We start from the raw sequence: 11,652 nt of genomic DNA on the forward strand, positions 1-11,652 counted from the left end.
GATGACTTATCATGGTTACTGTTGTGCAACCCAGTCAGCAAAAATCAGCGACCCAATTGTATAAAGCTCATCATTTTTTCTCAAAACTATACCAGTTCCTGTAAGCACATCTAAGGAATCTGCCACTTCACTATAACTAAGACGGGTTTGCTGAACTAAAGTTTCAACACTGCCCTGATGATTGTGAATCAAAGCATGATACACTTTTCGTTCATGCTCACCAAAGCTATAGGAGCGTTGAGGATTGTTCCACCAAGCTGAAAAATCGCGGTCATGTTGACGTAAAAGCTCAAGTTTTATGTTTTCTAAAGAACGGGATTTATTGTTGCGAAAATCATCAAAAATCATGTTGAGCATTTGCTGAGTTAAATAAGGATGCCCACCTGCCCATTCGATGACTAGTTGAATTTGTTCTTCAGTTAAAGGTATCTCCTCAGATTGACTTCTTTGAAGAATTAGTTCGCGGATTTCTAAAGTATCCAAGGTTGTTAACCAACCAACTTCAGCTATATTTAGTAGCGGTGAACCTACAGCTTGTTGGTAATCTTTTAAATTTCGGTATCCAGATAATAATAATCCGATAAAAGGTTTCAGAGCCGTGTCAGTATCTTTTAAACCTCTAAGATAACTCCAAGCATCATTTGCCCAAGCTTGGCTAACAATAAACTCTGACCCATCCAAAAGAAAACAAACGCCTTCAAAGTGCAATTCTTGAAGTTCCTTAATTGTCTTTAGTAAAGCTTTGCGAAAATCTTCATGGTTTAATTTTCGCTCATGGTCAGGATTATTAACGTTTAACTTTACATTGATTGCTGTCAGGAAGCTAACAGTTACTTCACCTCCCACTACTTGACGGAGAAACTGTTGGTACATCTGCCGTAAGTCTGCTCCCGGTATCTGCCGCCAACGATTAATTGCCTCCCGTAGACGAGCAATTAGTAAATATCTGAAACTATCTAAATCCTTGGGTTGTTCTACCTGTAAACTAATAAAAACTGGAAAAGCTGGAATAATATCTCTAACTGAGGTTTCTTGAGTATTATTAGATGCTTTGGCTTGATGTTTAAATATTTTATAAAATGTAGGAAATAACTTTTCTAGCCATTCGGAATTGTTGTTGATATCTGAACCTTGATTTGAGTGAGTATTGAGATTTAGTAAGTTCCACTCAATGGCGCGGAGAAGAGAGGTTTTGCCGATGCGGCGTCCACCTAGGAGAATACGAACTTGAAAAGGCGAACGTTTAACTTTTTCCAGCAATTCATTTCGTCCAAAAAAGTAAGGAAGATCTGTAATTGCGACTCGAAAATTATCAAAGGGACGCTGCTCTAGTGAATCTGCCATTTTTTAATTTCCTCCTCTCCTATTTCCAATTGCAACCAACGAGACAGCATCGGCACTTTGCTGTAATAATAATCATTGTTTTCTTGTTCTACTCTAACCACTAATCCCACCATTTCTAACCAAAGTAGAGCATCTAAACACTGACTTTCAGTAAACATTTTACCCACAAATGCCTGTAATTCTTCTTGGTTCATGCCATTAGCTAATTCTGGTTTACAAGCCAGCACTCGCAGAACAGCCATTGCTGATGCAAAGTTGCGTTTCTGTAAATCTGCCCAAATATTTTGCCCGAAATAGTCTTTCAAAATGCTAGAATAAGCAAAAGGTTTTTTGATGTAACGCTGTGCATCTGACCAAGAAATTAAACCATTTTCAACTTCTGACACTTTAGCGCAAAGAAGACTGGCAAGTTGTCTGGCTATAAATGGATGACCACCGCTTTCTTGATGAATAGCAGTTAAAGTCTCCTGGTCAAATGCTCGACCCATTAACCGACTAATATCAGTGAGCATAGTTGTTGTTTCTTCTGCTGAAAAGGGAGCAAGAAACACTTCTTTAAAAAAGCTAAAAACTGGGTTTGTGGGTACTCCTGTTTGCTGCCATTGATTAATCCGGTTACAATCAGGATGAACATCGGCAATGAGAAACCCAAGCTGTCGCTGTTCTTGACTAAGCGATCGCAATACTCCAAAACAGGCGTTAAATTCTTCTACTTTTTCGGGAGGATCTGTCGGAGTAGGCAGAATCCGTTCTATTTCATCTAAAAAACAAATAATCGGTGGTTCATAACCAGCTTTGGTCAATACTTCAGTTAGTTGGCTGATACGTTGGATGAATTCTGTAGTTAAATCTGTGGCTGGCAGGTCACGGCTAAATGGTGTAAACTGCAACTTTTGGGACGCTTCACGGTTTTTTAGCAGCAAAGAAAGTTTTTGGAGTATTTCATTGAAAAATTCTGCACCATAGCGCGGTTTACCACCATAAGGTTGTAGGTCAATATGTACAACTGGGTGGTGTCGCAAAGAAAAACCCAACTGTAGCAAAATCGAGGTTTTTCCTGATTTGCGGAGTCCAAAGAGTCCAACTCCTTGTTTTCTGAGTAATTCTTCTTCTAGACGATGCAGCAGTTTCCCTCGACCAAAAAATGAAAGAGTATCCCCAATAGCATTACGATCATCAAATAAGTCTGCACCAGGTAAATAGCGATCGCAATATTCAGCCAGCAACCCTGTACAAGCCGCACTATCCACCACCACCTGTTCTACTGCTGCTAAGGGGATGGGAATCAGGACAAAATGCTCAGACAAGCGCACCTCAGCCATCCGCACCCGAAATATGGTATCTGGTGTTTCTCGATAAAGTAATATCCCGGCACGTTTTTGGCGATTATTTGCTAGCCTTTCAGCATACTGCACTAACTCAGTTACATCTTGGTCATGAGGTTGATCAATTGCTAGTAAAACAGGTAAGGGGGAATAAGCTTCGAGACGTCCTGATATTGATACAATCTTTAATCCCCGCTTACCTTCGCGGCTGACTTTTGCTCCTGTTTGTTCTAAAAAGAGTTGTGCAGATGCTAACACCTGATTTAAAATTTCTTGCTCTTGTCTAGCTGTTACTATTGCTCTCGTGAACCGCAAGAAAAATACTGGACGTAGCCAAATAAGTGAAACTCCAGTTGATGAAAATAAAATAAATATCCAAAAAACAACATTGAGAGTTAAATCAAGACCGCGAACTCTTTGTTGGTCTTTGAGTGCATTCAATGTCTGAGTAATAGGTTCTATATCTTTTGCTTCAAATCTACTAGCTTTTAGAAGTTCTTTTTGAGTAGGCTGCAAAACTGATACGGCTTGAGCTAAATTTGATATAGCTTGGTCTAAATCTGTTGTGGATAGTTTGACTGCTTTATCCTGAAGACTTTTACTAATTATACCCAGCGCAGAAATAGACCCTTGACGGACAAACTGGTTATCACTTTTCAGCGGTTCTTTGAGATTAGGAACAACTGGTAATCCCATTTCAGCTAGAGCATAAGTTGCACCTTGACGAACCGCTTCATTATCATTTTTTAATGCTTCCACAAGTAGAGGAACAGCACCAATTTTACCTAGAGCAAAAGTTGTTCTTTGACGAACTACTGCATCTTCATCTTTAAGTAAGTTTAGCAGCACAGGAACCGCTGATTTTGCCTGAGTACCAATGTTACCCAAAGCATGAACTGTATTTGCGCGTACTTGCCAATTTGGATCATTGAGTTTAGTTGTTAAAACTGGAACTGCTGCTTGTGCTTCTGGGCCAATTTGTCCTAATGCTGCAATTACTTTGTATTGAATTGTGGGATTATTATCTTTCAGCGCGTCCATTAAAGCGGGAACTGCTGCTTTTGCATCTACACCTATTTTACCTAAAGCCAAAATTGCATTTAACCGAACATCTATATTATTATCTTTTAAGGTAGTAATTAGCGGAGAAACAGCAGGTGAACCAATCCTATTTAAAGCTGTAGCTGCTTCTTGTCTGACATCTTCATCTTGATCTTGTAATCTAGCGATTAGATCAGGAATTGCAATTTGAGCTTTTAAACCAATTTTTCCTAAAGCCGTAACTGCACTCATCCGCACTAAGGGATTCTCATCTTTGAGTGTTTCGATAAGTTTAGGAATTGCGCTTTCTGCTTCGGGGCCAATTCTCCCTAAAGCCATAGCTGCATTCCAGCGTTCTTGGTCGTTTTTGTCGCTTAATTGTTGAGTGTAAGTAGAAATTTCTTCTTTTATCGGGTTTTGTGTACAGCCAGTAGGAGTTATCAGCAAAGACAATGAAAGTCCCAAGCTTATAAACTTGAGGAATGGAAATAATTTTTGTCTTTTGTGCTGATTCATAATTTTTATTTTAAATTCAAGTTTCTTTTATATTTGGCACTATAGTTAAGAGGGATATAATTACTATCTTCTGGTTTTTCTTGCAACCAATCAAATTCTTTACTCAAGGAAATAGACATTGTGCCATTTTCAGAAACCTGATAAATCCATTTAGCGTCTTTACATATTGCAGAAGTTTCAATTCCCGGAATTTGCTGAGGCCAATTACCTTGCTTGTTAGCAATTTCTTTAATTCGGAGAATTTTTTGGGTTAGTTCCATTTGTACTGCAATTTTAATCACTTTTCGCCATTGAGATACCAATGATGTATCTACTAAATTCCACGATGCAGGTGCAATTTTATAGTTTTTAGCAAACTCTTCTGGTTCAAATGAGCAAAGATATTCTTTGGGTAATTCACGGACTGTTTGGTTCATTTTCTCCCAAGAGTCAACACCTGCTAGCCGAAAGTATGGTTTATAGAGTGGATTTAATACTGATAAATCAATAGAATCAGGTATATCAGGATAATAATCAGAGTAGCCCTGAAGCCCGTATATCAGAGTAGTTAATAGTTCTGGTAGTCGTAAAAGAAAGGCAGGAGATGCCCGCTTCTGGTAGTCAAGTATTTCTTTAAAATTACTCACAGGAATTGTTCTTGCTGTATTGCTAAAAAAGAATGCTTCGATTACAAAAGGTGTCAAAAAAGATTGGGGGAGATGATACTTAGCAACCCGTTCAATGCGTGATTGCCAAACAGTAGGTAGGTTCGACATTTTCCGCATTACTGATGTTGCTTGTCTAGCTATGATAATAGCAACAAGTTGAGCAATAAATTCAGGTCTTTTAACAAGAAATTGATTTAGTTTCCATGAGACTTCTAGACTATTTAAAGCTTCCTTATTTTGTCCTAAACGAGTTTTTTCTAAAATATTTAGAGTAAGCAATCTTTGGAAATTGGCGAAAACTAAAAAACTAGGTAAAGCATCTTCAACAGTGAGATTACTAATATCCTCAATTTCCCATTGAGGTAATTCACTATTGAGGACGTGATTTTGAACTGCTTCTAACAAACTTGCATTAGATGAGAGATATTTCCGCAATTTTTCCGGTGGAATATCTATTTCATCAGTTGGTTTTCCTAACTGAGCATCTAAGTAATCACCTAATTCTTTCTGAATATCCTGAAATTGTTTTGCTTTTGCTTCATATCCATAACTATGAAGATAACGAGTAGGTGTTGTTTTTAAACCTGGATTTATAGGAACGCCTAATTTAGCGGTTAATTCTTCTAGCTTTAAGGCTGAGTTATTAGCTTCTGTATTAGGGAATTGTTTTCTAAACTGTTCTTTTGCTGCGTCAATTTTTTGCTCTTGTTGTGCAGCAATCAAGTTACCGACAACGAGCCAAATTGCTGATGTTATGATTAATCCGGAGAAAGACCAGATAAAAAATTGTCTATTTACTTTTCCCATATTGCTTTTAATAACAAGTTGCAGAAAACTTAAAGTTATAGGGTTTCTCCGTTTTGTGTCGCACGGGTTGACCTCACCCTGGTTTTGCGTAGCAAAACCTGTCCCTCTCCTTCGTAAGGAGAGGGATGTGTGTTAGGGAGGGGTGAGGAATATTTTTGGGTAATTGGATAAATTGTGTGTACACCTTAGGCTGTTTTGTGGAGGGGGTTGGGGGAGTGGTTCCAAGATGTAATTCATTTAACTGAGAACTGCATATATTTTTGTTTTGATTTTAGTCTATTTACGGATATTTTGTGTATAAAAAATAGGGTTATTTCGCCGAAATCAAGAGGAATTTGGCATGAGGGACTTTTTCGCTGGTGCGAATGTAGTATATTCGGCTGTGATAGTGCCTTCGATTTAGTTGATTTTTTAGGAGTTTTGGGAATGACCGCAGCAGCAGATCCCGTGAAGTTGATGAAGCAAGAAGTTGGCAGAGCCGCCGCCGCTTTGGTAAAATCAGGCTCGATAGTTGGTTTGGGTACGGGGTCAACGACGGCGTACACGATTCAGTTTTTGGGAGAACGTCTCAAATCTGGTGAACTTAAAGATATAATCGGCGTCCCGACTTCGTTTCAGTCGGAAGTGCTAGCGAAAGAGTATGGCGTACCTCTCACCACTTTAGACGCCATTGACCATATCGATATTGCTATTGATGGCGCGGATGAGGTTGACCCCCACAAAAACTTGATTAAAGGCGGTGGTGCGGCACATACGCGGGAAAAAGTTGTAGATTATCTAGCAGAGCAATTTATTGTGGTGGTGGATAGCGGTAAGTTGGTGGAACGCTTGGGTTCTAGCTTTGCTGTGCCGGTAGAAGTTATCCCAATGGCGATCGCACCCGTAACTAATGCTATCAAAAAACTCGGCGGTAAACCAGAACTCCGTATGGGTGTGAAAAAAGCTGGCCCAGTCATCACTGATCAAGGCAACTTTGTCTTGGATGTTAGATTTGATTCTATTGATGACCCCGTTAACCTCGAAAAAACACTGAATAATATTCCCGGTGTTCTTGAAAATGGTATCTTCGTTAATTGCGTTGATTTAGTTTTGATTGGCGAAGTTATCGATGGTCAACCGGTGGTCAGACAACTGTAAAATTAGGGTTTGAGAAAATATCCTCAGCTTCAGTAAAAAAGAATGTAGAGACGTTGGATGCAACGTCTCTACAAGGTTTCTGCCAGATGTCTATTCGGCTTGTACAAGTTGTGCTTGCAAAGTTGCTTGTAAGCCAAGTAGAGAAGGTCGGTTATGGGGATATTTTTGTAAATCTGCACGAAAGACTTTTTCAGCGGCTGTATAGTCACCCTTAGCTAACAGCACATCACCCAAAGCGAACCTTGTGGGAATATACCAAGCTGGAGGTTCGATATAATTGAGGGCATCTTCTTGTGATACGGCTGTTTCTAAAAATTTAATGGCAGAGTCATAATTTTGCTCGGCTGTAGCAATTTTAGCCTGTAACAAGTTGGCGGCAATGTCGAGAATTTGATTTGCCGGACTTAAGCCAATGATTGATGTGACAGGAATTGTTTTTTGGCACTCTAGTAATGTATTGCGATCGCCTTTTGCCTCTTCAATTTTACCTGTAGCGGCGTTCGCCATCCCGTGAGCAAAATGCCAGAGTGGTTTGGTAGTCACTAATTTGGCATCGGGAACAGAAGTCTTTAAGATATCATCCCAATCACCAAAGTACACCTGAATCAAAGTTTTGGTGCTGAGGAAGCTTTCAATCATTGGTAAAACGGGGATAAGGGGCGTAGCATTTGCCACCAACTTATCTGCGGCTTGAAGTGCCTCCTCATGTCTGCCTGCCATAGCGCTGGCGATCACAAGAAAATGGATATTGTGGTTATAGTACATCAAGGGATAAATGCCCTCGACGACATGATTTGTTTGGAAATAAGTTTCGTCTTGCGCGATCGCTTGCTGATTTGCTGCCATCGCCCTCTGATAATCTCCCACACGAAAATAAATATGGGAAGGCATATGCACCAAGTGTCCTGCTGCTGGTACTAGAGTTTCTAGTCGTTGAGCACTTTTGAGGGCACGTTCTGGAGAAAGTGAAGCTTCAACTGCGTGGATATAGTAATGATTGGCTCCAGGATGGTTGGGATCGCGTTCAATTACCGATTCTAAAACAGCAATAATCTCTGCTGTATCTGCCTGTGGTTGGCCATCATGACTCCAAAGATCCCAAGGATGCAAATCCATCAGGCTTTCAGCGTAAAGTGTTGCTGCATCTAAGTCTTGAGGATAGCGCTGGACGAGGTTTTGCATCGCCTTAGCATAGTTTACCGCCAGTTGATGCAAATCTGCATGGGGATTGTGAGAGTAACGCTTTGCTAGAGCGGTAATGTAGTCTTGTTCTGGGACTGATGCTTGGGGAGAAAGTGCTAAAGCTTGCTGTACCGCTTGATAAGCGACTTCTTCTCGGTCAGGGTCGATATCTAAGTTTATATTTGCGCCTACACCAAGGGCAATACCCCAAAATGCGATCGCCAAATGCGGATCAAGTTCGGCAGCTTGTTTAAAGGAACGCACCGCTTCATCATGGTTAAAGGCGTAAATCAAATTTAGCCCCTGATCAAAAAACTTTTGCGCTTCTGGATTACGGGTAGAAACTTGATGCTGATGTGTACCGAGTCCAGATATTAAGGTATAGGGCTGTTTTGTTTGAGCAATCGCCTCTCTTGGCACAATTAAGGATAATACAAGCACCACTACTAAAAATAAGTATTTCATTCTCAAAATTCCAGTTTTTCAAACATTTTTCTTTTTAATGTCTAAAAGCCACTGTTTCTCTAAAGTAGCAATTTCTTGACGGCGAACAGCAGCACGGTATTTTTTATATGTATTAAACCCTAAAAATATAATAATGGGCATGATCAGGCAAAATCCGATGAAAATGTTAACAGATGTATCAGTCAGACTCTTGGAGTTTACAGGCAAGGAGTTGGCGGTTGGCTGAGTGGTGAAATTTGCTGGCATAAATACTTCCATAGATAGAGTAAATTAACAAAAATACTTGCTTTTCCCCGCTAAAATGTGATATTTAGTCCGTGAGACAAAAACACAAGTTGCTGTCTAATTAACTAAAAGACCTAATCGATTTGAGCAGGAATGTTGCTGGTGTCATAGATTGAATAAAGGAGATGATTTTGACACTGGAGTCTTTAAAGGCTATCAATTTTAAATTTTATCTTGGCAAGGAATCCAACATATACTGATGCTATATAGACGATTTGGACGCACAGAATTACAAATGCCAGTCTTTTCCTGCGGCGGCATGAGATATCAGTTCAAATGGCAGGATGTTTCCCAAAAGGATATTCCGGCAGCACAGCAGGAAAATTTAGAAGCGACTATTCGCCGGGCAGTTGATCTAGGGATTAATCATATCGAAACTGCCCGTGGTTATGGAACATCAGAAATGCAGTTGGGGAGAATACTGCCCAAGTTTCCCCGTGAGAAGTTAATTGTTCAGACTAAAGTCGGGCCTGTGGCAGATGCGAAACAATTTCGGCGGACATTTAAACAATCACTGGCGTATCTCCAGCTAGATTATGTTGATTTGCTGGGAATACACGGAATCAATACTGCTGAATCTTTAGAATACAGCATCCGTCCCGGTGGCTGTTTGGACGTGGCACAGCAGCTACAAGCGGAAGGAAAAGTTAGATTTATTGGCTTTTCTACCCACGGGGCAACAGATACGATTGTGCAGGCGATTAATACTAATCAATTCGATTACGTTAACTTGCATTGGTACTACATTAATCAATGGAATTGGGCAGCGATTGAAGCCGCTAAACGCCACGATATGGGGGTGTTTATTATTAGCCCATCGAATAAAGGAGGTTTGTTATATGAACCACCGCAAAAGTTAGTTAATCTTTGTGCCCCTTTAAGTCCGATGGTGTTTAATGATTTGTTTTGCTTGAGTCATCCAGAGGTACATACTCTGAGTGTAGGGGCAGCAAAACCAGAAGATTTTGATGAACACGTGAAAACTTTAGCATTGCTGGAGCAAGCTGGGGAAATCTTACCCCCGATTTTGGCACGGTTAGAGTCAGAAGCGATCGCTACTTTGGGATCAGATTGGGTAAAAACTTGGCAAACTAATTTACCCACCTGGGAACAAACACCAGGCCAGGTAAACATTCGGGTAATTTTATGGCTGTTAAATTTAGCGATCGCTTACGATATGGTTGATTACGGCAAAATGCGCTACAACCTGCTGGGTAATGGCAGTGATTGGTTTCCTGGCAACAAAGCAGATAAGCTAGACGAACTAGACCTGCGGCAATGTCTCGCCCACAGTCCCCAAGCTGATAAAATCCCCAAAATGCTGGCAAAAGCCCATCAAATGTTAGCAGGTGCAGAAGTGAAACGGTTATCTCAAAGTTAATTGGCTAATGGGTAATGGCTAATAGGTAACAGAACTCAATTACCTATTACCTATTACCTATTACCTATTACCTATTACCAATCACCTATTACCTATTACCTATTACCTATTACCTATTACCAATCACCCATTACCCATTACCTATTACCAACATCTACCGATTGATTAACCCTAGGCACAACTAGCACCTTATCAACACGGTTGCCATCCATATCCATAACTTCAAAACGCATCTCCTGCCATTCAAAATGATCGGCAGCGGCGGGGATACGTCCTAAATGGGTAATCACAAAACCGCCTAAGGTTTGATAGCTTCCCCGTTCCTCAGATTCCCACTCCTCCATGCCGAAAAGTTCTAAGAACTGTTCTACAGGTAACATTCCATCCAGAAGCCAGGAACCATCTTCCCGTTGTACAGCTTGTGGTTCATCCTGTCCAGGGCCAGCCGGAACATCACCGACGATTTCGCTCATGATGTCATTAAGAGTGACTAATCCTTGAATGACGCCGTATTCATCAACTACCAGGGCCATGTGGGTGATAGTTTGCTTGAATAACTCCAAAACTTTCAACCCACGGGTACTTTCGGGTACAAATACAGGCTGTCGTAATCCCATAGTCAAGTCAAGGGAATCCCCTCGAAAACTCCGCGCTAACAAGTCCGTGACGGGGATAATGCCCAACACATTGTCAAGACCCTCCTGACAAACTGGATAGCGAGAATAGGCACTTTCAACCATTTTCTGGCGGTTTTCTTCAGGTGGATCTTCCAAGTCCAGCCAGACAATATCCGGTCGAGGTGTCATAAAGGCACTCACAGGGCGATCGCCTAAACGAAAGACTCGTTCCACCATATCCTGTTCGGCTTCCTCAAAGGTTCCCGCTTCAGTGCCTTGCTCAATTAAGATTTTAATTTCTTCTTCAGTCACTTGCGGCTCGGTAGAGGCTGTAATACCCAACATTCGCAGCACTAGGTCTGTAGAAGCACCTAATAAATATACCACTGGGGAAGCAAGCGCTACCAAAGCTCGCATGGGAATAGCGACAAGTGCCGCAGTCCGTTCTGGGTTGTTTAATGCCAGTCGCTTTGGTACGAGTTCGCCGACAATCAGCGAAAAATAGGTGATCAGCAAAACCACTACCCCAAAAGCGATTGGTTCGCTGTAACTCGCTAAAAAAGGGACTAGCCGGACAAACTCTGCCAGCCTTTTAGCAATGGTAGCTCCACCGAAAACACCGTTGAGGATGTTGATCAGTGTAATTCCCACTTGCACAATGGACAAAAAATGATTTGGCGACTCAGCTAGTTTTAATGCCGCCCGTGCTTTTGGGTCTCCTTGGTTGGCTAGCTGTTGTAGCCTGACCTTCCGCGCCGAGACTATTGCCATCTCCGACATGGAGAAGACACCATTGGCAATAATTAGCACCAAAATGATTAAAATTTCAAAAGTGATGGAGGACATGTTTAGAATTGCCGCTATCGAGAGCGAATGTAGCTTAAACCCTAGTATCTAGTATTAAA

The 11,652-nt window shown here is 41.0% G+C and carries 8 protein-coding genes; 2 read left to right on the forward strand and 6 right to left on the reverse strand.

Translation table 11 applies throughout. The annotated features are described in order from the left end of the window. Nucleotides 1-15: 15 nt before the first annotated feature. The 3 genes from CYLST_RS27155 to CYLST_RS27165 are packed head-to-tail and all read right to left on the reverse strand — an operon-like array spanning nt 16 to nt 5,680. A complete protein-coding gene (locus tag CYLST_RS27155; RefSeq protein ID WP_015210946.1) occupies nt 16-1,344 on the reverse strand; it encodes an ATP-binding protein in 1,329 nt (442 codons plus the stop codon). Further along, complete coding sequence (locus CYLST_RS32550; protein WP_015210947.1) at nt 1,329-4,226, reverse strand: HEAT repeat domain-containing protein; 2,898 nt, start codon at nt 4,224-4,226, stop codon at nt 1,329-1,331. Before CYLST_RS32550 ends, CYLST_RS27155 begins: the two co-directional genes overlap by 16 nt. A 5-nt stretch (nt 4,227-4,231) precedes the next feature. Further along, entirely contained in the window at nt 4,232-5,680 is a 1,449-nt protein-coding gene (locus CYLST_RS27165; protein WP_015210948.1) for a hypothetical protein, read from the reverse strand. Nucleotides 5,681-6,106: 426 nt separating this feature from the next. On the opposite strand from CYLST_RS27165, the gene rpiA reads away from it, so the two are divergent. Continuing rightward, a complete protein-coding gene (gene rpiA, locus CYLST_RS27170; RefSeq protein WP_015210949.1) occupies nt 6,107-6,817 on the forward strand; it encodes a ribose-5-phosphate isomerase RpiA in 711 nt (236 codons plus the stop codon). Between the two features lie 90 nt (nt 6,818-6,907). Here the strand turns inward: rpiA and CYLST_RS27175 are convergent, their stop codons facing one another. Both CYLST_RS27175 and CYLST_RS27180 read right to left on the reverse strand, forming a co-directional pair. After that, nucleotides 6,908-8,464 (reverse strand): tetratricopeptide repeat protein, encoded by a 1,557-nt coding sequence (locus tag CYLST_RS27175; RefSeq protein ID WP_015210950.1) that lies wholly within the window; start codon nt 8,462-8,464, stop codon nt 6,908-6,910. Between the two features lie 18 nt (nt 8,465-8,482). Next, complete coding sequence (locus CYLST_RS27180) at nt 8,483-8,710, reverse strand: hypothetical protein (protein ID WP_015210951.1); 228 nt, start codon at nt 8,708-8,710, stop codon at nt 8,483-8,485. A gap of 238 nt (nt 8,711-8,948) precedes the next feature. Between CYLST_RS27180 and CYLST_RS27185 the strand changes: the two genes are divergently transcribed. After that, nucleotides 8,949-10,130: an aldo/keto reductase gene (locus CYLST_RS27185; protein ID WP_015210952.1), complete on the forward strand. Its 1,182-nt coding sequence runs from the start codon at nt 8,949-8,951 to the stop codon at nt 10,128-10,130. A gap of 137 nt (nt 10,131-10,267) precedes the next feature. Here CYLST_RS27185 and CYLST_RS27190 read toward each other — a convergent pair whose 3' ends face one another. After that, nucleotides 10,268-11,593 carry a hemolysin family protein gene (locus CYLST_RS27190; RefSeq protein ID WP_015210953.1) on the reverse strand — a complete coding sequence of 442 codons (1,326 nt, stop codon included), beginning with the start codon at nt 11,591-11,593 and terminating at the stop codon, nt 10,268-10,270. Nucleotides 11,594-11,652 lie beyond the last annotated feature (59 nt).

This window comes from Cylindrospermum stagnale PCC 7417, from assembly GCF_000317535.1.
GTDB lineage: Bacteria > Cyanobacteriota > Cyanobacteriia > Cyanobacteriales > Nostocaceae > Cylindrospermum > Cylindrospermum stagnale.

What these genes read in the sequence shown, in the direction of transcription:
- rpiA (WP_015210949.1), top strand. Translation starts at nt 6,107, where the DNA reads ATGACCGCAGCAGCAGATCCCGTGAAGTTGATGAAGCAAGAAGTTGGC.
- CYLST_RS27175 (WP_015210950.1), bottom strand. Translation starts at nt 8,464, where the DNA reads ATGAAATACTTATTTTTAGTAGTGGTGCTTGTATTATCCTTAATTGTG.
- CYLST_RS27180 (WP_015210951.1), bottom strand. Translation starts at nt 8,710, where the DNA reads ATGCCAGCAAATTTCACCACTCAGCCAACCGCCAACTCCTTGCCTGTA.
- CYLST_RS27190 (WP_015210953.1), bottom strand. Translation starts at nt 11,593, where the DNA reads ATGTCCTCCATCACTTTTGAAATTTTAATCATTTTGGTGCTAATTATT.
- CYLST_RS27155 (WP_015210946.1), bottom strand. Translation starts at nt 1,344, where the DNA reads ATGGCAGATTCACTAGAGCAGCGTCCCTTTGATAATTTTCGAGTCGCA.
- CYLST_RS27165 (WP_015210948.1), bottom strand. Translation starts at nt 5,680, where the DNA reads ATGGGAAAAGTAAATAGACAATTTTTTATCTGGTCTTTCTCCGGATTA.
- CYLST_RS32550 (WP_015210947.1), bottom strand. Translation starts at nt 4,226, where the DNA reads ATGAATCAGCACAAAAGACAAAAATTATTTCCATTCCTCAAGTTTATA.
- CYLST_RS27185 (WP_015210952.1), top strand. Translation starts at nt 8,949, where the DNA reads ATGCTATATAGACGATTTGGACGCACAGAATTACAAATGCCAGTCTTT.